Origin of the sequence: Burkholderia sp. Bp9099 (genome assembly GCF_003857805.1) — a bacterium.
Lineage (GTDB): Bacteria > Pseudomonadota > Gammaproteobacteria > Burkholderiales > Burkholderiaceae > Burkholderia.
Window position 1 is genome coordinate 21,630 of record NZ_QTPU01000026.1, and the last position, 22,274, is coordinate 43,903.

Genomic DNA, 22,274 nt, shown 5'->3' on the forward strand with positions numbered 1-22,274 from the left:
ATTCGCATGAAGAAGATCCTGATGCTGCATGGCATCAATCACAACATGTTCGGCAAGCGCGACCCGGCACAGTACGGGACGATCACGCTCGCGCAGATCGATGCGCGGCTGCAAGGGCTGGCGACCGAACTGGGTGTACAGGTGGAATCGTTCCAGACGAACAGCGAAGGCGCGATGTGCGAGCGCATTCATCGCGCTTTCGAGGAACGCCAGGATGCGGTGCTGATCAACGCCGGGGCATGGACGCATTACAGCTACGGCATTCGCGATGCCCTCGCCATCCTCACGTGCCCGATCGTCGAACTGCACATGTCCAACATTCATGCGCGCGAGCCGTTCCGGCATCACTCCGTGCTGGCTGAAATCGTCAGCGGGCAGATTTGCGGTTTCGGAGTCCAGAGCTATCTGCTGGCGCTGCGGGCCGCGGTCTCGGCGCTCGGCGACGCATAGGCCGATTCCCGCATCGGCCGCCGATGCGGGACCGACGCCCATGCGCAACCGTTCCCGGGTACACGGCGTGGCGCACCGCGCTGGTTCGCCGTGCGTCGGATCGACGGGCCCCGGTCAGGTCACACACCGGAGTCGCCACATCGGGCAGTGACGACTCCCCGCATCACCCGCGTTGCCCGGCACACATATCAATATCTGGAGACGACGATGACCACGACCTTGCGAGACGAGCCTCGCGGCAGGCACCAATCGAGAAAAGCCGCCATCAGCGGCTGGATCGGCTCGGTGCTCGAATACTACGATTTCTTCATCTACGCCACGGCATCGGCGCTGATCTTCCCGCAGATCTTCTTTCCGCACGGCAGCCCCACGACCGCCATCATCGCGTCGCTGGCCACTTACGGTGTCGGCTACGTGTCGCGCCCGATCGGCGCGTTCGTGCTCGGCCATCTCGGCGACACGCGCGGACGCAAAACCGTCCTGCTGTTCTGCATGTTCCTGATGGGCATCTCGACCGTCGGCGTCGGCCTGCTGCCGACCTATCAGCAAGCCGGGCTGATCGCGCCGGCCTTGCTGGTGACGCTTCGCCTGCTGCAAGGTTTCGCCGTGGCCGGCGAGATCACCGGCGCGAGCTCGATGATCCTGGAACACGCGCCGTTCGGTCGGCGCGGATACTTCGTCAGCTTCACGCTGCAGGGCGTGCAGGCGGGCCAGGTGCTGGCCGCCGCCGTGTTCCTGCCGCTCGCCTACTACATGCCGTCCGCGCAATTCGACAGCTGGGGCTGGCGCATTCCGTTCCTGCTGAGCGCGCTGGTCATCGTTGCGGGTTTGATCATTCGGCGCCAGGTCGACGAGTCGCCGGCCTTCGATGAAGCGGTACGCAACCAGGCGCAAGCCGGCTCGCCCGTCGCCGACGCTTTCCGGCATCACTTTCCCGACATGGTGCGCGTGGCCTGCATGTCGATGATGAACGTGATTCCGGTCGTCGCCACGATCTTCGGCGCAGCCTATGCGGTCCAGCCCGCGTATGGCATCGGCTTCCAGAAAGACATCTATCTCTGGATCACGGTGATGGGCAATATCGTTGCGATGATCGTGATTCCGTTCGTCGGCAACCTGTCCGACAAGGTCGGACGCCGGCCGCCGATCATCGTCGGCGCGCTGGCGGCCGGCCTGCTCGCGTTCGCCTACCTGTATGCGATCAGCATCCGCAACGTGCCGCTCGCGTTCGCGATGTCGATGCTCATGTGGGGGGTCGTGTACCAGGGCTACAACGCGGTATTTCCGTGCTTTTACCCGGAACTCTTCCCCACCCGCACGCGCGTCTCCGCGATGGCGATCGCGCAGAACCTCGGCACCGCGGCCACGGCGATGCTGCCCGCGCTGTTCACGGCGGTCGCGCCGCCCGGCGCACACCACGTGTGGCTGATCGTCGGCGGGATCGCGTTCGGCATCACCGTGATTGCGTCGCTCGCGGCCGCGAGCGCACGCGAGACCCATCGTGTCCATATGAACGACCTGGGGCAAGCGAACGCTCGACCGGTCGACAAGGCAGAATACGACCGGCTGCGCGTCGCCGCGATGGCGCGCCATCGCGTCGTGCACGAACACGTGCCGGGATCGCTGGGCAGCTAGCCGGCGCTCGACGGGGCGTCGTGTCCGGCGCCCCGTCCGCCGGGCAGTTCCGGCTTGCTGCTGCACCCTCGCCGGCAGAGCGCACTTGCGTTGCCGCTGTCTTCACCCGATGCCTGATACCGTGCCGAAAACCGTCATGCCGGACACCACGCGCCCTGCCCGCCTGAACTTCGCGCTCATGTTGCCGCTTCTGCTGGCGGCCCAGCCGGTGGCGACCGACAGTTACCTGCCGGCGCTGCCTGAAATCGCCGCCACGCTGGGGTCCGCCAGTGTCAGCCTGACGGTTTTCGCATTGATATTCGGTATCGGGCAATTGCCGATGGGCAGTCTTGCCGACCGGTACGGCCGCCGCCCCGTGCTGCTGAGCGGCCTTGCGCTCTATACGCTGGCAGCGCTCGCGGCTGCGCTCGCGTCGAGCGCGGCGATGCTGGTCGCCGCTCGCGCGATGCAGGGCTTTGCGATGGCCGCGATCCTCGTATGCGCGCGCGCGACCGTGCGCGACCGGTATTCGGCAGCCGACGGCCCGTACGTGATGGCACGTGGTTTCATGGGAATGGGGATGATGGCGTTCCTCGCGCCGATTCTCGGCGCGTATGTCACGCAGCAGGCCGGATGGCGATGGGTGCTCGCGGGGATGAGCCTGTATGCGTGCGGGCTGCTCGTCATGTGCTGGTACGGCTTCGAGGAAAGCTTCACCCGAGTCGCTTCGGGCCGGGGCTCGATAGGCGGCTCGATCCGCGACGTGCGCGAGATATTCGGCAATGCCACGTTCAGGGTATGGGCGCTGCTGGCCGCCTCGACGTACACCGGCATGTTCTGCTTTCTCTTGCTCTCGCCCGCGATCTACATCCGGCATCTCGGCCTGTCGCCCCAGCGATATGGCTGGATACCGGCGAGCGGTACGTTCGTCTATGTGCTGAGTACGTATGGCTGCCGCCTGTTGCTGCGACGGCAGAGCATGCTGCGAACGGTGCGACAAGGCGCAACGTTGAGCCTCACCGGCGCGGTGATTCAGGCATTGGGGTGTGCGCTGCTTCCCGGAAGCATCTGGCCGCTGCTCCTCGGGCATGGCGTGTATTGCCTCGGCCACGGCATCCATCAGCCCTGCGGGCAGGCAGGGGCGGTCAGCAGCCTGCCTCATCTGGCGGGCCGCGCGGTATCGTGGTCCGGCTTCATCATGATGTTCTTCGCTTTCAGCGTGGGACAGACGGCAGCGGTCTTCACCGATCCGCGCTATCAACTGGGCGCGTGGCCGATGGTGGTGCCGATGCTCGTCGTCGGCGTGACGCTGGTCACGATCGCGTTTGCGTGGCTGCCGAGAATCATCCACACGATTTCGGTCGGCAGGCAATCCGGCGTATCGGCGAGTTCGAGCCGCTGACCGGGCCGCCGTGCTTGCGTGTGAAGCGCGCGGCCGATTCGCTCGACCTGTCCGTCGAATGCGTCGCGCGCGATGTGACGCCGCCAGCTCGTGACCTCGAACGACGCGATGTGGAGAATCTTCGCGATGCGCTATTGCCGATACGAAAAGCAAAACGACACACCGCACGCATGCTGAAGCCTGGCGACGGGGAGCCGTCCATGGGAGCGCGCGAAGGATGCCGGTTATGGGAGCGGGATCGAAACCGGGTTTAAACGACCCGCGCTACGCGCGCCGCCGGTAAGTCCCCGGCGTACTCCCCGTCCAGTGGCGGAACGCGCGATGGAACGCGCTCGGATCGTCGAAACCGATATCGGCGCCGATCGCCGCGATCGTGTCGAGCGTGTCGGTGAGCCGCTGGATCGCGATGTCGCGCCGCAGTTCGTCCTTGAGCGCCTGGAACGTCGTGCCTTCCGAGGCCAGATGGCGGCTCAGCGTGCGCACCGAACAATGCAGATCCTCGGCCGCCTGCTCGATCACCGGCAGGTCGGGCAGCGCCGCCGACAGGTATTGCCGCACGCGATGGCACACGAGCTGTTCGCTGAACGATTCGAAGATCCAGTCGCCGGGCGCGCGCGCGAGGAACTTGCGCAGGTTGCGCTTGCTCTGCCGGATCGGCGCGTCGAGGTAGTCGGCGCTGAAGCGCATCAGCGTGCGTTCGCAGTCGAACTGCACGGAGCCGGTGAAGAAGTACAGGTGCTCGACCGCATGGCGCGGCCGCGGGCACGCGAACTCGATCCGCAGCAGCGGGATCTTCTGCCCGATCAGCCAGGAACACACGCCGTGCACGAGCTTGAGCATCAGTTCCTGGCCGAGCGCGCCGATCGGGCCGACGGCCGGGTTCGGCCGCAGCAGCACCTGCGCGACGAGGCCATCGCGCTTCGATTCGACGAAGAAGTCGTCGAGCAGGATATGGAAGAACTGGCCGAAACGGTGCAGCGCCGTTTCGAGGTTGCGCGCATCGAGCAGGCTCAGGCACAGGTACTTCAGCGTGCCGCCGCGCAGCGGGCGCGAGAAGATGCCGGGCATCTCGTCGTCGAGGTCGATCGCGAGCGTGCGGTACAGCGTCGAGAACTGCTCTTCCGTCACGCGCGCGTGCGGCTCGCCGAGCAGCTCGAGCGGGATGCCGGCCCCGCGCAGGTAACGCTCGACCACGTCGCGCTGCGCGCCCGCGCTCGCCAGAAAGCCGTTGACGAGCGAAATCGGCACCGTCGCGCTCGGCGACGGCAGCGCCTGCCCGGGCCGGGCGGAAGGTGAGTCTGAACCGGTCATCGCGTCCCCGTCGGTCGAACCGCTCGCATTGTACTTGAGCGGCCCGGGCCGGGCTTTTGGGGCTTTTGGGGCTTTTGGGGCTTTTGGGGCTTTTGGGGCTTTCGGGGCTTTCTCGGCTTTCTCGGCTTTCTCGGCTTTCGGCGCGCCGGCCCGCGCGCCGCCGGGCGCGCGACGCGTCGGCGCCATCAGTCGGCGCGGCTGAGTTCCCGGCGCAGGATCTTGCCGACCGTCGACTTCGGCAGCCGCTCGACCAGGCGGATCAGCTTCGGCACCTTGTAGGCCGCGAGGTTCGCGCGGCAATGCGCGACGAGTTCCGCTTCGGTCACGGCCGCGTCCGGCGCGAGCACCACGAACAGCTTCACGGCCTCGCCGGTGCGCGCGTCCGGCACGCCGATGCACGCGCATTCGGCCACGCCCGGCAGCGCGGTGGCAACCGCTTCCACCTCGTTCGGGTACACGTTGAAGCCCGACACGATGATCATGTCCTTCTTGCGGTCGACGATCTTCAGGAAGCCGGCCGCGTCGAACACGCCGATGTCGCCGGTGCGGAAGTAGCCGTCCGCGGTGAACGCCGCCGCATTCGCGTCCGGCTTCTGCCAGTAGCCGCCCATCACCTGCGGCCCCTGCACGCAGATCTCGCCCGCTTCGCCGATCGCGACCTCGCGATCCTGGTCGTCGAGCAGCTTCACATCGGTCGACGGCAACGGCAGGCCGGTCGTGCCGGTGAACGCGTCGATCGACTGCGGGTTGAAGGTGACCACCGGCGACGTTTCCGACAGCCCGTACCCTTCGCGGATGAAGTTGCCCGTCACGGCCTTCCAGCGCGCGGAGATCACGTCGATCACCGCCGCGCCGCCGCCGGCCGACAGCTTCAGCCGCGACCAGTCGACCTCCTTCAGCCGCGGATGGCCGGCGAGCCCCGCGTACAGCGTGTTGACGCCGACGAACACCGTCGGCCGCGCGGCCTTCAGCACGTCGATGAAGCCGTCCATGTCGCGCGGATTCGCGACGAGCCAGTTCTCCGCGCCGATCGCGAAGTAGGACAGGAAGTTCACCGTCAGCGCGAAGATGTGATACAGCGGGATCGCCGTGACGACGACCTCCTCGCCCGGCTGCCGTGCGCCCGACACGATCGCCGCGAACTGCTCGATGTTCGCGACCAGGTTGCGGTGCGACAGCGCGGCGCCCTTCGACAGCCCGGTCGTGCCGCCCGTGTATTGCAGCAGCAGCAGATCGGCGCCGCCGAGCGCGACCGGCTCGAATGCGAGCGATGCGCCGGCGGCCAGTGCATCCGCGAGCGGGATCGAGCCCGGCGGCAACGCGTCGCACGCGCCGGCCGGCGCATCGACGACACCGAGATCGCCGCGGCCCACGCCCAGCACGGTCCGGATGCGCGTCTTGCCGACCACGTCGGCGAACGTGCCCATCGAGCCGCCGCACACCACGGCCACTTCGACGCCCGCGTCGTTGAGCTGGTGCTCGAGTTCGTGCGCGGTATAGAACGGGTTCACGTTGACCTGGATCGCGCCGAGCCGCGCGAGCGCGACGGTCGCCACCGGAAACGCGAGCACGTTCGGCAGCATCACGGCCACGCGGTCGCCCTTGCGCACGCCGACGACCTGCTGCAGGTACGCGGCGAGCGCGGCCGACAGGCGGTCGACGTCGGCGTAGGTCAGCGTGCGGCCGAGCGCGCGGAACGCGGGACGCTCGGCGAAGCGGCGCATCGCGTCGTCCAGCAGCGCGGTTATGGAAGGAAAGCGATCGGGGTCGATCTCGGTGGGGATCGAGCCGTACGAGCCGATCCAGTGTCTCTTCGTCATTGTCCTGCTCCTCGGGGGACGGCACCGGGCAGCGCCGTTCGCACGGCGGCCCGCGCACCGGATGCGCATGGGCCGTCGCCTGACCGGGAACTATCGCGCGCCAACAGCGCTTTGAAAATGATCGGGGCGGTCGAAAAGATGATCGAAACGGACACGTGGACGCGCGGCGAGCGACCGGCCGCGGCGTGCGCTCGCGCGACGGCTTGCCGTTGCCGGACCGTGCAAGCCCGTGCGCATCAGGGTCAACCCTATGGCGCGCCCGCGCGTTCCGGCGCAGAATCGCGAACCCGGAACGGTATCGAATCGGACGCAGAACCAGCCATGCCGCGCAGTGCGCTCTTGACCCCGACGGCCGCCGGCGCCGCCCCGCCGCCGGACGCGCCGCTCGCCCCCGCGTCGCGCGAGAAACGCTTCTCGCCGGCCAAGCTGGCCGTGCTCGTCGGCGTCGCGCAGGAACTCGGCCTCGACCCGGCCGCGGTGCTCGACGGCACCGGCCTGGCGCCGGACGCCGTCGCCGACCCGTTCACGCTCACGTCGCCGCTGCAGTTCCTGACCGCCGCGCGCAACGCGATCGGCCGCTATGACGGCACCGATCTCGGCGTGCAGGTCGGCCGCCGGCTGCATGCGTCGAGCTACGGGATGTACGGCTACGCGATGCTGTGCTCGGAATCGCTCGCGCATGTGTTCGATTCCGCCGTCAAATATCACCAGCTGGCCAACGGAATGCTCGCGATCCGCTGGGTCGAACAGGGCGACACCGCGTCGTGGCTGTTCCCGGATCCGCACGAAGCCGCGCTGCCCGGGCCGGACCTGCCGCTGTACCGCTTCCTGATCGACATGCAGTTCGCGCTGCACGTGACGATCATCAAGGACGTGATGGGCGCGTGGTGCGTGCCGGCCCGCGCGCAGTTCGCGCAGCCGGAGCCGGCGCACGCGGCGCAGCTCGCCGATGCGCTCGAATGCCCGATCGCGTTCGACCAGCCGCACCATGCGTTGAGCTACCCGGCCGCGTGGCTCGCGCGCGCGCCGCAGCTCGCGAACCCGATCACCGCCGCGCAGGTGTCGTCGCACTGCGCGCGCCTGCTCGACGAGTTGCGCAGCCAGGCCGGCGTCACGCGGCGCGTCTACCAGGAACTCACGCGCACGCCCGGGCAGTTTCCGGACATCGACGCGATCGCCGATACCCTGTGCATGACGTCGCGCACGCTGCGCCGCAAGCTCGACGCCGAAGGCTCGTCGTACAGCGAACTGCTGACCAGTGTGCGCAAGGCGCTCGCGATCGATTACCTGAGCACCACCACGCTCAGCACCGAGGACATCGCGCTGACGCTCGGCTTCAGCGACGCGGTGGGGTTCCGCCACGCGTTCAAGCGCTGGACCGGCACGACGCCGAGCGAGGTGCGGCGCAAGCGTGGCGGGTGACGGCGAGCACCGCCGGTGGCGTGGACCAGGATCGGTGAAGTCGTCACCGAGGCAGCGCAAACCGACCGTGTTCCTTTTTTCAGCCGAAAGAAGGCGCGCTTTCGCCAGCCGCCGTGCCGATCTTGCGCGTTGAACAGGGCGAATCATGAAACCGTTGCATAGCCGTTGCCTGGCACTTCTCGGTGGCGTCAAGTCTGTTGCCTGGCTGCTCGTCTGCGCATCCGCGCATGCGCAGACTTCCGGGCCGTTCGAACTGAAGTGGACCCATCCAGGCGAGAAGCTCGTCTACCAGTCGCGCGGCTGTGCCGATGAATGCTGGGAGGCTGCGGTGGTGAACAAGCGTACCGGCGTCTTGCTTGCACGCCTGCGCTGCGACGGCACCGACTTGCCGTTGACCCTGCGCGGCTACCGCCCCGCCGCGACGCCATCCCAAGTGGATCTCGGCGATTGCAGCCCCGATTCGTGGCCGCCAGACGGCGTGAACAAGTTTGAGGCCATACCGGCGGAATTCGAGCGATTGCTCAGGATGCCTTGACGCTGGCGACTCGCACGGCAGCGCTCGGCACCGAGCGCTTTCAGCGTGACATCCTGATGCTGAAATCGCGACATCGTCCGACCGAAACGCGTTGATCGCCCCATCGTCCGAAGCCACGGACGACCGACGAGCCGGGGGCAGCCCGCCGCGATTTCCGCGCATGCATTCGGGCGGAAATCGCACCAACGGCGCGGGTCGGCTTCAGTCGGTTTCAGTCGGCTTCAGCGCGCGTCACCCGCCGCCGGATTCGCCACCGCCAGCGCAAACTCGAACACCGCGCCGCGCCCGTCCCGATCGACGAGCCGGATGCCGCTGCCGTTGAGCGCCAGCATCCGGTGCACGATCAGCAGCCCGAGCCCGCCGCTCGTCGCCGCGCCGCCGCTGATCGGCCGCTGCGGCCGCCGGAACAGCCCTTCGCGCCGCGCCGGCGGAATCCCTTCGCCGGTATCCGACACGGTCACCACCACGCGATCGTCGAGCGGCGTCAGCGCGACCTCGACCTCGCCGTGCTGCGGCGTGTGCCGCAATGCGTTGTCGAGCAGGTTGGTCAGCACGCGCTCGATCATCCCGAGATCGGCCGACACGACCGGCACGCGCGGCGGGATCCGCGCATGCAGCGCGATGCCGCGCGACTGCGCGGCGAGTTCGAACTTCTGGAATACGTCCTGCACGAGATCGACGAGCGAGAACGGCTCGCGCTCGGCCTGCACGCCGCCCGACTCGAGCCGCGCGAGCTCGAACAGCGCCTGCGCGAGCCGGCCGACCTTCGAACTCTGCGCGAGCGCGATCGACAGGTAGCGGCGGCGCTCGGGTTCGGCGAGCGTGTCGGACTTCAGCGACAGCGTCTCCAGATAGCCGTGCAGCGACGTCAGCGGCGTGCGCAGGTCGTGCGAGATGTTCGTGATCAGTTCGCGCCGCTGCTGGTCCTGGCGCGTCAGCGCGCGCCACTGGTCGCCGATCCGGTCGGCCATCTGCGCGAACGCGGATTCGAGCACCGCGATGTCGTCGCCGCGTCGCCCCGGCGGCGAGCGCGGCACCGGCGGCTGCGCATCGGGCGCGGCGTTCGCGTCGAAGCGGCGCATCGCGTCGGTCAGCCGGCGCAGCGGGCGCGTGATGAAGCTGAACGCGATCAGGCCCGCGAGCAGGCCGAGCAACGCGACGACCGCCATCGACCACAGCGTCGTGCGCAGCACGTTGCCGGCGTCGACGCGCGCGGCCAGCCGGTCGTGCGCTTCGCCGAGCAGCACCACGTAGATATAGCCGGACGGCGGCTGCCCTGCGCGCTGCAGCGGCGCGGCGCTGAACACCTTGCGCGCGTCGGGGCTGCGCGGATCGTCGCCGAGGATCGGCAGCGGCTCGCCCGCGATGAAGCGCTGCACCGGCGCGAGATCGACGCGCTCGCGCTTCACGTGGCCGGGCGGCGCGTCGTCGCCCTTGATGCGCCCCGCGTTGTCGAGCAGGTACACCTCGACGCTCGGGTTCACGCCCATCAACTGGCCGAACAGCGTGCGCACGGCGTCCGGGCGCAGCCCATTCGCGTCCATCAGCGGCGTGCTGCCGGCGATGTGCGCGGCGAGATCGCGCGACAGGCCCTGCACGACTTCCTTCTCGCGCATGTCGTTCGCGCGGATCTGCAGCCACGCCGACGCACCCGAGCACGCGAGCAGCAGGATCGAGAACACGAGCGACAGCCGCTGGGTGAGGGTCAGCTTCATCACGTGTCCCGCTGGTCCGGCGCGGCGAGCTTGTAGCCGCGCCCCCACACGGTGAGGATCCGCACGGGCTCGGCCGGATCGGCCTCGATCTTCGCGCGCAGCCGGTTGATGTGGGTGTTCACCGTGTGTTCGTAGCCTTCGTGCCGATAGCCCCACACGGCATTGAGCAGGTCCATCCGCGAAAACACCTTGCCCGGATGCCGCGCGAAGAAATACAGCAGGTCGAACTCGCGCGGCGTGAGGTCGATGCGCGTGCCGTCGACGGCGGCCTCCCGCGCGATCGGGTCGATCGACAGCCCGGCGACGTCGAGCGTGCCGGCGTCGATCCGCGAATCGCGCGCGAGCGCGTCGACGCGCCGCAGCAGCGCCTTGACCCGCGCGACGAGTTCGAGCACCGAGAACGGCTTCGCCAGGTAATCGTCGGCGCCGAGTTCGAGGCCGAGGATCCGGTGCACCTCGCTCGAACGCGCGCTGGTGATGATGATCGGCGTGTAGCGCGTCATCGCGCGCGCGCGCCGGCAGATTTCCAGGCCGTCGACGCCGGGCAGCATCAGGTCGAGGATCAGCGCGTCCCAGTTGCCCTGTTCGAGCAGGCGCAGCCCTTCCGTGCCGTCCGCGCTGTGCACGACTTCGTAGCGCTCGTCGCGCAGGTGCAGGCTCAGCACGTCGGCGATGTCGGCGTCGTCTTCGACGATCAGGATGCGTTTGGGGTGGTCCATGGCGGTCGGCGGCGGCACGGCGGCGGCGGTCTTCGGTCTCGAACGGCGGTTCCGGCCGGCCAGGTCCGGCAAGCCGGCCCGCCCGGGGCGAATCGCGGCGCAATGCCGCGCTGCCGCCATTGTGCAAAATTTTGCGGCGGAAAGGGGTCACAAATCGTTTAAGTTTGGATCGTGCCCGTCCCGTGAGCCAATGCCCGCAAGGCTTGCCGCCCCGTCCTCCAACCCAGGATCTGCGGTGTCCCCCCCGAACACCCAATGGACGTTAAAAATCGGGCCAGATTTCTTGCTTCATGCTGAAGGCAAATCAGACAGCAGGAATGGCCCGCAGACGCATCGCCGCTCCCGCGCGTCAACCCTGCGTATGCCGCAATTCGCCGTCGATCTCCTGCGGCAGCCTCAGCAGGTTGAAGATCGGGCAGACCGCTTCGACCGCCTGATGCAACGCGCGGATGGCCTCGGACGGCTCGGGCGACACGATGTCGAGCGTATAGCGGATGTTGTGCGGGAATACCGGGACATGCTCGAACCCCGGCTGCTGTGCGAGCGGATGCTGGTCGCCGGTGACCTCGACCGCGATCGAATCGATCTTCAGGCCGCGCTCGGCCGCCTGGATCAACGTGATATGCGTGAGGCAACTGCCGAGCACGCCAAGCTGCAGCTCCGGCGACGCCGGCCCGAGGTTGTAGCCCGCGAAGTCGGACGGACTGTCGCTGATCACCTGGAAGTCGCGAATCCGGATCTCGCGCACGCCGCTGCGACCGAGCGCGCGCACGGTCGCCTTCAGCGGCGTCGCCTTGAAATCGGGATCGTTGCGGGCTGCCTGCTGCTTCGCGTGCCACGCATCGCGTTTTTGTGCGAGATAGTCGTTGAGTGTCGTCATGGTCGAGTCAGGGGTAGGCTGCACGCGGGCGACGGATCGATTCGCCGCGTGCCGAGGCCATCAGTCGGCCGCCGGAATCCATGCGGCGGTCGCCGCGTCGCTTGCGCGGAACGCAGGAAACTTCGCGCCGAGTTCGGCCACGGTGCGAATGTCGTTTTTCACGAGATCGTCGCGCGTGATCAGCGTCGGCTTGACCGCGATGCGCGCGCCCGGGTCCTGGCCGGCCACCAGCAGTGCCGCCGCGCGCACCGACACGGCGCCGACGACCGCGGGATTGGTCGCGGCCGTCGCGACCCACGCGCTGTTCGGCGCGCGGATCGCCTCGATGTCGGCCGTCGAGATGTCGGCACTGTAGATGCGGATCTTCGACGCCAGCTTCGCTTCGTCCGCGGCGAGCTTCGCGCCGCGCGCGAACTCGTCGTAAGGCGCAAAGACGACACGGATATCCGGATTCGCGCGATACGCGGCGGCCGCCTGATTCGCGACGGACTGCGCGATCGGATTGTCGACTGTGCCCCAGCGCGCCTTCTCCCGCACCTTCGGGTGCGCGCGCTTGAAGTCGCGCCACGCGGCATCGCGCCGGTCGAGCGGCGCAAAACCGGCGACGTAGACGTACCCGGCCGAGAACGCGTCGCCGTTGTCCTTGACGGCCTGCCCGAGCAGCAGGTTCGCGAGGTCGCGATCGTTCTGCTCGATCTGCGGCACCTTCGGGTTGCCGAGGTCGACGTCGAACGCGACGACCTTGATGCCTTTGTCCAGCGCACGCTGCACGACGTCCTTCAGCGATTCCGGCAGGCCGTGATTGACGATGATCGCGGACACGCCGACGCTGATCGCCTGCTGGATCTGCTCGCGCTGCTCGGCCGCATCCTGCCGGCCCTCGTAGATGCGCAGATCGACGCCGAGCGCACGCGCCTGCTTCTGCGCACCGGCCTCGTAGGCCTGGAAGAAGTCGCCGGTCGACAGATAGTTGACCAGCGCGATCTTCACGCCGCCCTTGTCGAACGGCGCGGGCGCGCCCTTGAGCGGACCGGCCTGCGCGGCGGGCACGCCCAGCGCGGTCGCGAACCACAGCATGCATGCACCGATCTTCAGATCGACGCGCGATTTCCGGCGAAGCAACGAGCGCATGGCGGGCCTGTCTCCAGATAGGACGATATCGGCCCAATCTATCAGCGCCGCACGCAAACTCAAACCGAGCGATTCGGAAATAGATATGACTTAGGACGACAAACCGTTCCGGCTCCGTGAGCCGGCCGATCAAAGCGAGCCGCTGCGGCGCATCGCGGCATGCGCATCACGCTCGCGCATCCGTGCGGCGCCCGATGCCGAACGTGAACGCCAGCGCGAGCACGAGCAGCGCGCCCTTGATGAAATCCTGCATGTAGTACGGCGCGTTCAGCATCGTCAGCCCGTTGAGCAGCACGCCGACGAATACCGCGCCGACGACCGTACCGAACACGTTGGGCCGCTTCGCGCCCCATACCGCATGACCGATCAGCGCGGCGGCCACCGCGTCGAGCAGCAGCGAGTGGCCCGCGCTCACGTCGCCGCGACCGACCCGCGCGGCGATCAATACGCCGCCCAGCGACGCGATCGCCCCCGATACGACGTACGCGGCGACCCGGTAGCGCGCGGCGGGCGCGCCGGCGAGCCGCGCGGCCGTTTCGTTGCCGCCGATCGCGTAGATCACGCGGCCCCATCGGGTGGCCTCCATCGCGACACAGGCCAGTGCCGTGACCGCTGCGAGCAGCAGCACCGGCAGCGGCACCACGTCGAACACGCGCAGCCGGCCGAGCGCGAGAAAGGCGTCGGGGAACACGCCGGTCGCGTCCGTGCCGTCGGGCAGCACCGAGCCGGTCGCGAGCGAACGGCCGCCGGTCGGAATCAATTGCAGGCCGGCCATCAGGAACAAGGCGCCGAGCGTCGCGAGCTGGTCGGGCACGCGCAGGCGCGTAATCAGCACGCCGTTGAACCACCCGGCGGCCACGCCGAGCGTCACGCAGGCGAACACCGCCGCCAGCGTGCCGCCGTGCCACACGACCAGCACATAGCTGGCGGCCATCTGCGCGGTCGCGGCCACGCTGCCGACCGACAGGTCGAAACCGCCGGCCGCGAGCGTGATCGTCACGCCGATGCCGAGCAACGCGACGATCGACACCGACTGCAGGATGCTGAACAGATTGTCGACGTTCAGGAACGCAGGCTCCCTGAGCGCAAACCCGATCACCAGCAGGATCAGCACGAGCAGGATGCCCGTGCGCTCGAGTGCGTCGCGGACGCGGGCCGCCGCGGCGCGCGATCGTTCGACGGGCGCGGCATCGTGCCCGGCGGAAGAAGTCACGGTTTTCATGAGCAGTCACGCAAGGTGGAGGACGTCGGAGGCGGGTCATCGAGCGTCGCGCGATCGAACCGCACGATACGATCCGCGATCTCGGCAGCTTCCTCGAGATCGCTGACGAACACGATCGTCGCGCGCGCCTGCGCATGACGCCGCAACATATCGACGATATCGGCCCGCGCGCCGGCATCGATGCCCTGAAACGGTTCGTCGAGCAGCAACAGCCGCGCCGGTTCGGCATGCCAGCGTGCGAGCACGACTTTCTGCTGGTTGCCGCCGGACAGGTGAGCCACGCGATCGTCCGGGCCGGTGCAGCGGATGCCGAACCGCGCGATCGCCGCCGCGGCGGCCGCGCGTTCGCGCGCCCTGCCCACCGGGCCGCGCGCGAACCAGCGCGCCAGAAACGGAAAGCCGATCGTGCCCGCGATCGATGCGAACGGCACGCTGTCGGGAAACAGCGACGTGCGCCAGCGGTCCTCGCCGGCCAGGAAGACGCCGGCGCGAATCGCATCCGCCGGCGAACGCGGCCGCCACGGCCGCCCGTCGAGCGTCATGTCGCCGGCCACCGCGCGCGCGGCGCCGAAGATCGTATTGGCGAGGCGCGACTTGCCGCCGCCCACCGGCCCCGCGATCGCGACGATCTCGCCGCGCCGCACGTCGAGGTCGAACGGCGTACTGGCCGGCGTCAGCCGGATGCGCCGCATGCTGAATGCCGCGTCCGGTTCGCGCGGCGCGGCGCGGGCCGGCACCGGCTCACGCGTGTTCGGCAACGGCCGCCCGATCATCGTCTGCACCGCCGCATCCAGATCGACGGGCGCGGGCAGATCCGCGACGATGCGGCCGTCGCGGACGATCGCCACGCGATCGGCCATGCGCCGCAAATCGCCGAGCCGATGCGACACCAGCAGGATTGCCACGCCATCGCGGCGCAGCGCGTCCAGCAGCGCGAAGAGCCGCTCGGCCTCCGGTGTGGACAGGCTGGCGGTCGGCTCGTCGAGTATCAGCAGCGACGGCTGAGCGCCGAGCGCGCGCGCCAGCGTCACGCGTTGCTGGTCCGCCAGCGACAGCGACGCGAGCGGTGCGGCCAGGTCGACGTCGAGCCCGACCCGCGCGGCGAGCGGTCGCGCCGCGACACGCCGCGCGGCCGGCGTCGCGCGCCACGGCGACGCCCGATCGCACAGCCGGTCGAGCAGCAGGTTGTCGGCGATCGACAGCGTCGGCACGACCGCGTCGGCGACCGACTGGTGCACGGTCGCGACACCGAGCCGCTTGGCCGCGTGCGGCGACGCCGGCCGGTACGGTCGGCCGCGCAGTGTCAGCGTGCCGCCGTCCGGCCGCAGCACGCCGCTCAGGATCTTGACGAAGGTCGACTTGCCCGCGCCGTTCGCGCCCATCAGCGCGACCACTTCGCCCGCGTCGATCGTCAGGTTCAACGCCGACAGCGCGACGGTCGCGTCGAAACGCTTCGCGATGCCGGCGACGCTCAGGACGGGCGACGACGCCGATCGACTTGTTCGGCCTTCGCGCACCGAACCGGCATTCTCGTTCGCCGTCGAATTCATGCCGGAAGCCCCTGTCGGGCACGGCGCGGTTGCAGCCGGAACAGCACGTCGTGGTTCACGTCACGCCCCTCCCCTGATAGTCGTTCCGTATCGACCGGCGCGTCACCGTCCGTCAGATGCGGATGGCGGCTTGCCGGAACGACGCGCCGTGCGCGGTGTCCGGCAGGCGGTCGCGGCCGCTCAGCCGCGAGCGGAAGGTGCCGGCCGGCGCCGTCGTGCGGTACAGGCCGCGCTTTTTCAGTTCCGGCACGATCAGCTCGGCGAAATCGTCGAGCGTGCCCGGACTGATCAGCGGATTGAGCATGTAGCCGCTCGTCGTCGACTGGCGCGCATGCTCGGCGAGCTGATCGGCGACCTCGTCGGGCGAGCCGACGAGGATCAGGTCGGTGCCGCGCGTGACGCTCGCGAACTTGCGCCGCACGTCGCCGGCGGTGAGCGACTTGCCGCTGCCGTCGGGCCGCACCACGTAGGACGTGAGCCCTTCCGTGTGCGTCGTCAGCGGTTCGTCGTCCGCATAGCGGTCGATGTCGATGCCGGTGTCGCCCGCATAGCTGACGAGTTGCGCGTGCTGGTGATAGTGCTGCTGCAGCGTGTGGTATTTCTCCTTCGCGTCGCTCGACGAGCGCGCGGTCACGATCCGCAGCACGGTCAGCGACTTCACGTCGTCCGCCGCGCGGCCGCGCTCCGTCGCGAGCCGGCGAATCTCGTCGAGGCCCGCACGAATCTCGTGCGGATTCGACTTCGCGACGAACACCACCTCCGCGTGCTTCGCCGCGAACTCGCGCCCGCGCCCGGACCAGCCGGCCTGGATCAGCACGGGCGAGCGCTGCGGCGACGGCGCGCAGACGTGCGGCCCCTGCACGCGGTAGTGCGTGCCTTCGTGCGCGATCGGCCGCACGCGGTCGCCGCGCGCATAGCGCGGCGCTTGCTTGTCGGCGACCACCGCATCGTCCGCCCAGCTCCCTTCCCACAGCTTGTACACGACGTCGAGGAACTCCTCCGCGCGCGCGTAGCGTTCGTCGTGGCCGATCATCCGGTCGAGCCCGAAGTTGCGCGCCGCGCTCGTCAGGTAGGACGTCACGATGTTCCAGCCGATCCGGCCGTTGCTCAGGTGATCGAGCGTGCTGAAGCGGCGCGCTAGCGCGAACGGGTGCTCGTACGTCGTGCTCGCCGTCACGCCGAACGCGAGCCGCTCGGTCTGCGCGACGAGCGCCGGAATCAGCATCATCGGATCGTTCGCGGGCGCCTCGACCGCCCACTGGACCGCTGCGTCGGCCGACCCGCCATAGACGTCGTACAGGCCGAGCACGTCCGCGAAGAACAGCATGTCGAGATCGGCCTGCTCGGCCGTGCGCGCGAGGTTCGACCAGAACGGGAGCGTATTCGCGCGCAGCCGTTCGTCGGCGGGATGGGTCCACAGGCTCGGCGCGCCGCCGCAGCCGACGCTGGCTTGTTCATACAGGGAAAACAGCAAGGGGCGAGGATCGGACATCGTCGGGTTCGTTACCAGGAATCAGTTGGGGGCCGCCCACGCGTCCGGCGACGCGCGGCGGCGGCGTACGGGGACGCGAGCGTCGGGAGTGCGCGTCAGGTGGCGATTGACATGCCTCTCGAGACGAGCGGCCGGAATGGTGAGCAGCGCGACCAGCACGACATAGACGACAGCCGCGCCGACCAGCGGCTCGTACACGCGCAACGTCTCGAAGCGCAGCGTATTGGCCGTTCCCATCACGTCGAACACCGTCACGGTCGACGCGAGGACGGTCGATTTCAGCAGCAGGATCGCCTCGCCGGTGAGCGCGGGCAGCGCGAGCCGCCACGCGCGCGGGCCGACGATGCGGCGCAGCACCTGCACGCGCGTCATGCCGTACGCGTGCCCGGCTTCGATCTCGCCGGCCGGCACGCCGGCGATCGCGCCGCGCAGGATCGTCGCGACATACGCGCTCTCGTTCACGCTCAACGCGACGATCGCGTACCAGAACGCGTCGCGCAGCAGCGGCGACGCCCAGCTGTCGCGCATCCATTCGCGCGGCACGATCTGCCCGAATCCGTAGTAAAGCAAATAGAGCTGGACGAGCAGCGGCGTGCCGCGAATCAGCATGAGCCAGCCGCGCGCGGACCAGCGCAGCGGCGCATGGCGCGCGCCGGCGGCGAGCGCGAGCGGCACGCCCAGCAGCACGCTGGCCGCGCCCGACACGAGCGTCAGCGCGAGCGTCGTCGGCACCGCGGCGAGCAGCTTCGGCATCACCGTGTCGAGCAGGAATGGCAGCGAGAAGATCATGCGGTTGCGCGCCTCGTGCCACGGTTCGCGTGGCGCTCGAGCGCCGCGAAGAGTCCCGTCGACGCGATGCTCAGCAACAGGAACAGCGCGGCCGTGACGAGATAGAAGAATACGTAGTGGCGCGTCGCGCCGGCCGCGAGCTGGCTCGCCTTCAGCAGATCCGTGAACGAGCCGAGCACGCTGATGAACGACGCATCCTTGGTCGCGTTGAGCCACACGTTACCCGTGCCCGGCAACGCGAGCCGCGCGGCGGCCGGAAGCCGGATGCGCGCGAACGTCTGCCACGGCGTCATCCCGTACGCGTGCGCGGCTTCGATCTGCCCGGCCGGCACGTTGACGAGCGCCGCGCGGAAGATGTCGGTCAGATACGCACCCTGGATGAACCCGAGCGACAGCGCCGCGACGAGGAACGGCGGGAACGCGAAGCCGTCGGGCGCGAGGCCGCCGCGGTGCAGCGCGGCCTCGACGGCAGGCGCGAGCGCATAGAACGCGAGCAGCAGGCACAACAGCTCGGGCAGCGCGCGCACCAGCGTCGTGTAGAGCCGCGCGAGCCACGCGAGCGGCGCGTGGCGCGACAGCTTGCCGAGCGCGCCGGCGATGCCGAGCAGCACGCCGGTGCCGAACGACGCTGCCGCGACGCCGAACGTCAGCGCGAACGCGCCCGCGAACACGCGGCCATAGCCGCCGTCGCCGAATGCGAGCAACGCGAGCAGCGAATCGTCCGCGGCCATCGGGTCAGCGGCCCTTCTCGATCGTGCCCTTCAGGTTCGGATAGCGGGCGGTGATCGCATCCCACGTGCCGTCCTGCTGCAGTTGCGCGATCGCGGTCGACAGCTTGCCGCGCAGCGCATCGCCCTGGCGCACGCCCGCGCCGATGCCGAGGCCCAGCACCGGATTGTCCGCGCAGGTCGCCTTGATCTCGAAGTCCTTGCCGTCGCGCGACGCGAGGAATGCCGTAAACAGCCCCTTGCCTTCCTGCACGTAGTCGACCCGGCCGGACACCAGATCCGCGAGCGCGTTGTCGAACTTGTCGAAGGCCTTGATCTGCGCGTCCGGCTTGAAGCGGGAGTCGAGGAACGCCGAGAAGTTCGTGCCGGCCTCGACGCCGATCACGCGGCCCTTGAAGCTCGCGGGCACCGCGCAATCGACGCGGCGCCGGTCGCTTTTCGCGCCGACGAACACCGTCGGCGACTCGTAATAGGCACGGCTGAAATCGACCGCCTTCTGCCGTTCGCCGGTAATCGTCATCGACGACCAGATCACGTCGATCTTGCGGTTCTGCAACGCCGGAATCAGGCCGTCCCACGCAATGTCGGTGAGCTCGCAGCGCACGTTCAGTTTGCCGCACGCGGCATCGAGCAGGTCGATTTCCCAGCCCTTCCACTTGCCGGCCGCGTCCTTCGAGAAGAATGGCGGATACGACTCGGCGTCGATGCCGACGCGCAACGTCGGCTGGGCTGCATGGGAAGCCGGCACGAGGCCGAGTACGAACAGCGCGGCCGCGGCACGGCGGACCCTGGAACGCATCAAACGATTCATGTGGCGCATTTCTGAAATAACGTCGAAACGACCGGCGTCGCAGCCGGCAGGAGGCCAGACTGTAAAGCGCGCGCAAGCGTGTACCAAATGGTTATTTTTTCGATGGATATCTGATCGCGCGATATACCGATCGACGCTGTGCCAGGAATTTCAGATCGTGTGCGCTGCCGTCGCCATTGCGGGCTCAGCCGACGAATTTCGCCTCCACGCCACTGCGCACGACGAGGTCGAACCGTTCCGGACGGATATGAAACACCGTGGATTCGCACGTGCGGCCGTCCGCGAGGCGCGACGTGCGCCGCAGCACGAGCAGCGGCGCGTGCTTGTCGGCGTTGAGCCGGGCCGCGATATCGTCCGGCGCGGCCATGGCCGTGACCGACATGTCGGCATCCGTGATGCGCCAGCCGAGCAGGCTCTCCAGCACCTCGTAGGTCGACATGCGCTCGGCCTGCTCGAACGTGACGGCGCCGGCGTCGGGCAGCAGGCAGGTCTGCGCGAGCGCGACGGGTTCGTCGTCGACCCAGTGCAGGCGTTCGAGATAGATGCAGCGCGTGACGTCGGCGGCAAATGCGTGCCGCAAGCCCGGCGGCACGTCGCACGCTTCCATGCGCAGCAATTCCATCCGCGCCCGCGCACCCTGCGCGGCGATCGAATCGTGCAGCCCGCGCAGCACATCGAGTCGATGCCGCAGCCGCTGCTTCGCGGCGAACGTCCCTTTGCCCTGCTTGCGCTCGACGATGCGCGCGTCGCTCAGCCGATCGAGCGCTAGCCTGACGGTCACGCGGCTCACCTGAAAACGCTCGCTCAACTGCGCCTCGGACGGCAGCTTGCCGGTCGGCTCGTACACACCGCGCTCGATCTCGTCGCGCAGCGTCGTCGCAAGCTGCTCGTAAAGCGATGTCGTGTCGTCACGCACCAGCGTCATCGATCCTTCCTCGTCGTGCTGGGTTCGCGCTATGCGCGTTTCCCGATATCGATATGAAAAGCAATTGGAATACCCAACTTGTATTAATACGTATTATTACATCTCGACAGACGGTCGGGGCCGCGATTCGGGGTCCCGATGCCCCGGGGAGCATACCAGTGACTGAAAACGCAATCGGCACGCCGCCGCTCGATGGCGTGCAGGGCAGCCGGCCGACACGGGCCGAACCAGCCACGGCGCCACGCACCGATCCGCACGCGGCGGGACGATCGCGCGGCGCGCAGCGGCGTGCCGCGATCGGTTTTGCCGCCGCGTGGCTGGCATTCTTCGCGATCGCCTGGTGGTTGCCCGCGCCCGCGCATCTTTCCGCCGAGGGCCGGGCGACGCTCGCGGTCGTCGCGTGGGTCGCGATCGTCTGGATCACCGAGGCGATTCCCGTCGGCGTGAGCGGCATCCTGCTGCCGATGCTGCTCGTGCTGTCGCATGCGAGCCCGTCGTTTCCGAAGGCGGCCAGCGGCTTCGCCGCGCCCGTCGTGTTCCTGTGCCTCGCCGCGTTCCTGTTCTCCGCGATCATGCAGGCGAGCGGGCTCGACCGGCGCATCGCCCTGCTGCTGCTCGATCGCCTGAAGGTGCGCACGGCCAACGGCGTGATCTGGGCGATGTTCGCCGTGAACTGCGTGATGGCGCTCGTCGTGCCGGCCGCGAACGCGCGTGCCGCCACGCTGCTGCCGGTCACGAACGGCATCGTCCGGCTGTTCGGCGAATCGCCGCGTGAACGCGCCGCGCGCAAGGCGATCGTGATCCAGACGCTCGTGTACGGCGCGATGATCAGCGGCATGTGCATCCTCACCGCGCATCTGCCGAACATGGTCGTGTCCGGCCTGCTCGAGAAGCAGCTCGGCATCCGGATCTCCTACCTGACGTGGCTGAAGCTGCAGTGGCCGTATCTCGGGATGTTCGCGATCACGCAGGGCTGGGTGCAGTTCCATTTCCGCTCGCGCGCCGTCGCGCTTCCCGGCGGCCCCGGCGCGATCGCGGCGATGCGCCGTACGCAACCGCCCGCCGCCCGCAACGACTGGGCCGTGCTCGCGCTGTTCGCGGCCGTCGCCGTGCTGTGGGCGACCGAGCCGCTCCATCACCTGCCGTCGGAAATCGTCGCGCTGATCGCGCTGGCGCTGTTGTTCGCACCCGGCGTGCTGCGCTTCGGCTGGGCCGAGGTCGAGCAGCGGACGATCTGGGGCACGCTGTTCCTGCTGGCCGGTGCGCTGTCGCTGTCGTCGGCGATCAGTGCGTCCGGGCTCGCGAACTGGGCCGCCGATCACATCTACGTCGCCGCGCGCGGGCACGGCTGGTGGCTCGCGATCGCGATCGTGATGCTCGGCACGCACGTGATCCGCATCGGCATGCTGTCCAACGTCGCGGCCGTCACGATGATCGCGCCGATCGCGCTCGCGCTGGCGCCGCGCCTCGGGCTGCATCCGGTCGCGTTCACGATGCTCGTCAGCGATACCGACAGCTTCGCCTATCTGCTGCCCACGCAGATCACCGCCGGCGTCATCGCGTACAGCAGCGGCGCGTTCTCGACGGCCGACTACGCGAAGGTCGGCGCGGTATCGGTGCTGATCGCGATCGTCTATGGCCTCTGCGTGATCGCGCCGTGGTACGCGTACATGGGCATCCCCGTCTGGGACGCGAGCGCGCCCTGGCCGTTCGCGCATTGAAGCGCGCCGCGTTCCAACGACATCATTTTGCATCCCT

General features: G+C 68.6%; 19 protein-coding genes. 6 read left to right on the forward strand and 13 right to left on the reverse strand.

The window, feature by feature from the left end; genetic code table 11:
* The first annotated feature begins 6 nt into the window (after positions 1-6).
* The 3 genes from aroQ (at position 7) to DIE17_RS27365 (ending at position 3,466) form a co-directional block, all read left to right on the forward strand.
* Complete coding sequence (aroQ, locus tag DIE17_RS27355) at positions 7-450, forward strand: type II 3-dehydroquinate dehydratase (RefSeq protein ID WP_124523927.1); 444 nt, start codon at positions 7-9, stop codon at positions 448-450.
* 207 nt (positions 451-657) lie between these two features.
* Complete coding sequence (locus tag DIE17_RS27360) at positions 658-2,085, forward strand: MFS transporter (protein ID WP_124489188.1); 1,428 nt, start codon at positions 658-660, stop codon at positions 2,083-2,085.
* A 136-nt stretch (positions 2,086-2,221) separates the two neighbouring features.
* Complete coding sequence (locus tag DIE17_RS27365) at positions 2,222-3,466, forward strand: MFS transporter (protein WP_124646729.1); 1,245 nt, start codon at positions 2,222-2,224, stop codon at positions 3,464-3,466.
* A 264-nt stretch (positions 3,467-3,730) separates the two neighbouring features.
* Here the strand turns inward: DIE17_RS27365 and DIE17_RS27370 are convergent, their stop codons facing one another.
* Both DIE17_RS27370 and DIE17_RS27375 read right to left on the reverse strand, forming a co-directional pair.
* Complete coding sequence (locus DIE17_RS27370; RefSeq protein ID WP_260439268.1) at positions 3,731-4,963, reverse strand: AraC family transcriptional regulator; 1,233 nt, start codon at positions 4,961-4,963, stop codon at positions 3,731-3,733.
* Positions 4,963-6,597 carry an AMP-binding protein gene (locus DIE17_RS27375; RefSeq protein WP_124522778.1) on the reverse strand — a complete coding sequence of 545 codons (1,635 nt, stop codon included), beginning with the start codon at positions 6,595-6,597 and terminating at the stop codon, positions 4,963-4,965. The genes DIE17_RS27370 and DIE17_RS27375 overlap by 1 nt, the downstream gene beginning before the upstream one ends.
* 321 nt (positions 6,598-6,918) lie before the next feature.
* Between DIE17_RS27375 and DIE17_RS27380 the strand changes: the two genes are divergently transcribed.
* Both DIE17_RS27380 and DIE17_RS27385 read left to right on the forward strand, forming a co-directional pair.
* On the forward strand, positions 6,919-8,019 hold the full coding sequence (locus DIE17_RS27380; RefSeq protein WP_124489190.1) for an AraC family transcriptional regulator: 1,101 nt from the start codon (positions 6,919-6,921) through the stop codon (positions 8,017-8,019).
* Positions 8,020-8,164: 145 nt separating this feature from the next.
* Entirely contained in the window at positions 8,165-8,554 is a 390-nt protein-coding gene (locus DIE17_RS27385; protein WP_124522777.1) for a hypothetical protein, read from the forward strand.
* Positions 8,555-8,775: 221 nt separating this feature from the next.
* Here DIE17_RS27385 and DIE17_RS27390 read toward each other — a convergent pair whose 3' ends face one another.
* The 11 genes from DIE17_RS27390 to DIE17_RS27445 form a co-directional block, all read right to left on the reverse strand.
* Entirely contained in the window at positions 8,776-10,269 is a 1,494-nt protein-coding gene (locus DIE17_RS27390; protein ID WP_124522776.1) for a HAMP domain-containing sensor histidine kinase, read from the reverse strand.
* Positions 10,269-10,988, reverse strand: a complete 720-nt coding sequence (locus tag DIE17_RS27395; RefSeq protein ID WP_124489193.1) for a response regulator transcription factor — start codon at positions 10,986-10,988, stop codon at positions 10,269-10,271. The genes DIE17_RS27390 and DIE17_RS27395 overlap by 1 nt, the downstream gene beginning before the upstream one ends.
* Positions 10,989-11,337: 349 nt before the next feature.
* A complete protein-coding gene (locus DIE17_RS27400; protein WP_124522773.1) occupies positions 11,338-11,868 on the reverse strand; it encodes an OsmC family protein in 531 nt (176 codons plus the stop codon).
* 60 nt (positions 11,869-11,928) lie between these two features.
* Positions 11,929-12,999 carry a substrate-binding domain-containing protein gene (locus DIE17_RS27405; protein ID WP_044848611.1) on the reverse strand — a complete coding sequence of 357 codons (1,071 nt, stop codon included), beginning with the start codon at positions 12,997-12,999 and terminating at the stop codon, positions 11,929-11,931.
* Between the two features lie 166 nt (positions 13,000-13,165).
* On the reverse strand, positions 13,166-14,221 hold the full coding sequence (locus tag DIE17_RS27410; protein WP_124921398.1) for an ABC transporter permease: 1,056 nt from the start codon (positions 14,219-14,221) through the stop codon (positions 13,166-13,168).
* Positions 14,218-15,771: a sugar ABC transporter ATP-binding protein gene (locus tag DIE17_RS27415; RefSeq protein WP_124921399.1), complete on the reverse strand. Its 1,554-nt coding sequence runs from the start codon at positions 15,769-15,771 to the stop codon at positions 14,218-14,220. Before DIE17_RS27415 ends, DIE17_RS27410 begins: the two co-directional genes overlap by 4 nt.
* Before the next feature lie 112 nt (positions 15,772-15,883).
* Complete coding sequence (locus DIE17_RS27420) at positions 15,884-17,263, reverse strand: LLM class flavin-dependent oxidoreductase (protein ID WP_124646508.1); 1,380 nt, start codon at positions 17,261-17,263, stop codon at positions 15,884-15,886.
* A 21-nt stretch (positions 17,264-17,284) separates the two neighbouring features.
* Complete coding sequence (locus DIE17_RS27425; RefSeq protein ID WP_044848614.1) at positions 17,285-18,052, reverse strand: ABC transporter permease subunit; 768 nt, start codon at positions 18,050-18,052, stop codon at positions 17,285-17,287.
* On the reverse strand, positions 18,049-18,783 hold the full coding sequence (locus DIE17_RS27430) for an ABC transporter permease (RefSeq protein WP_044848615.1): 735 nt from the start codon (positions 18,781-18,783) through the stop codon (positions 18,049-18,051). Before DIE17_RS27430 ends, DIE17_RS27425 begins: the two co-directional genes overlap by 4 nt.
* A gap of 4 nt (positions 18,784-18,787) precedes the next feature.
* Positions 18,788-19,591, reverse strand: coding sequence for a transporter substrate-binding domain-containing protein (locus tag DIE17_RS27435; RefSeq protein WP_124646507.1), 804 nt, complete (start codon positions 19,589-19,591; stop codon positions 18,788-18,790).
* A 184-nt stretch (positions 19,592-19,775) separates the two neighbouring features.
* Positions 19,776-20,516 carry a GntR family transcriptional regulator gene (locus DIE17_RS27445; RefSeq protein WP_124522766.1) on the reverse strand — a complete coding sequence of 247 codons (741 nt, stop codon included), beginning with the start codon at positions 20,514-20,516 and terminating at the stop codon, positions 19,776-19,778.
* A 158-nt stretch (positions 20,517-20,674) separates the two neighbouring features.
* Here DIE17_RS27445 and DIE17_RS27450 point away from each other — a divergent pair, with 158 nt between their 5' ends.
* Positions 20,675-22,237 carry an SLC13 family permease gene (locus DIE17_RS27450; protein WP_260426295.1) on the forward strand — a complete coding sequence of 521 codons (1,563 nt, stop codon included), beginning with the start codon at positions 20,675-20,677 and terminating at the stop codon, positions 22,235-22,237.
* The last annotated feature ends 37 nt before the right edge of the window (positions 22,238-22,274 follow it).

Bases quoted from the DNA above. Each gene is read 5' to 3' on its own strand.
- aroQ (WP_124523927.1), top strand. From the start codon at position 7: ATGAAGAAGATCCTGATGCTGCATGGCATCAATCACAACATGTTCGGC.
- DIE17_RS27360 (WP_124489188.1), top strand. From the start codon at position 658: ATGACCACGACCTTGCGAGACGAGCCTCGCGGCAGGCACCAATCGAGA.
- DIE17_RS27365 (WP_124646729.1), top strand. From the start codon at position 2,222: ATGCCGGACACCACGCGCCCTGCCCGCCTGAACTTCGCGCTCATGTTG.
- DIE17_RS27370 (WP_260439268.1), bottom strand. From the start codon at position 4,963: ATGGCGCCGACGCGTCGCGCGCCCGGCGGCGCGCGGGCCGGCGCGCCG.
- DIE17_RS27375 (WP_124522778.1), bottom strand. From the start codon at position 6,597: ATGACGAAGAGACACTGGATCGGCTCGTACGGCTCGATCCCCACCGAG.
- DIE17_RS27380 (WP_124489190.1), top strand. From the start codon at position 6,919: ATGCCGCGCAGTGCGCTCTTGACCCCGACGGCCGCCGGCGCCGCCCCG.
- DIE17_RS27385 (WP_124522777.1), top strand. From the start codon at position 8,165: ATGAAACCGTTGCATAGCCGTTGCCTGGCACTTCTCGGTGGCGTCAAG.
- DIE17_RS27390 (WP_124522776.1), bottom strand. From the start codon at position 10,269: ATGAAGCTGACCCTCACCCAGCGGCTGTCGCTCGTGTTCTCGATCCTG.
- DIE17_RS27395 (WP_124489193.1), bottom strand. From the start codon at position 10,988: ATGGACCACCCCAAACGCATCCTGATCGTCGAAGACGACGCCGACATC.
- DIE17_RS27400 (WP_124522773.1), bottom strand. From the start codon at position 11,868: ATGACGACACTCAACGACTATCTCGCACAAAAACGCGATGCGTGGCAC.
- DIE17_RS27405 (WP_044848611.1), bottom strand. From the start codon at position 12,999: ATGCGCTCGTTGCTTCGCCGGAAATCGCGCGTCGATCTGAAGATCGGT.
- DIE17_RS27410 (WP_124921398.1), bottom strand. From the start codon at position 14,221: ATGAAAACCGTGACTTCTTCCGCCGGGCACGATGCCGCGCCCGTCGAA.
- DIE17_RS27415 (WP_124921399.1), bottom strand. From the start codon at position 15,771: ATGAATTCGACGGCGAACGAGAATGCCGGTTCGGTGCGCGAAGGCCGA.
- DIE17_RS27420 (WP_124646508.1), bottom strand. From the start codon at position 17,263: ATGTCCGATCCTCGCCCCTTGCTGTTTTCCCTGTATGAACAAGCCAGC.
- DIE17_RS27425 (WP_044848614.1), bottom strand. From the start codon at position 18,052: ATGATCTTCTCGCTGCCATTCCTGCTCGACACGGTGATGCCGAAGCTG.
- DIE17_RS27430 (WP_044848615.1), bottom strand. From the start codon at position 18,783: ATGGCCGCGGACGATTCGCTGCTCGCGTTGCTCGCATTCGGCGACGGC.
- DIE17_RS27435 (WP_124646507.1), bottom strand. From the start codon at position 19,591: ATGAATCGTTTGATGCGTTCCAGGGTCCGCCGTGCCGCGGCCGCGCTG.
- DIE17_RS27445 (WP_124522766.1), bottom strand. From the start codon at position 20,516: ATGACGCTGGTGCGTGACGACACGACATCGCTTTACGAGCAGCTTGCG.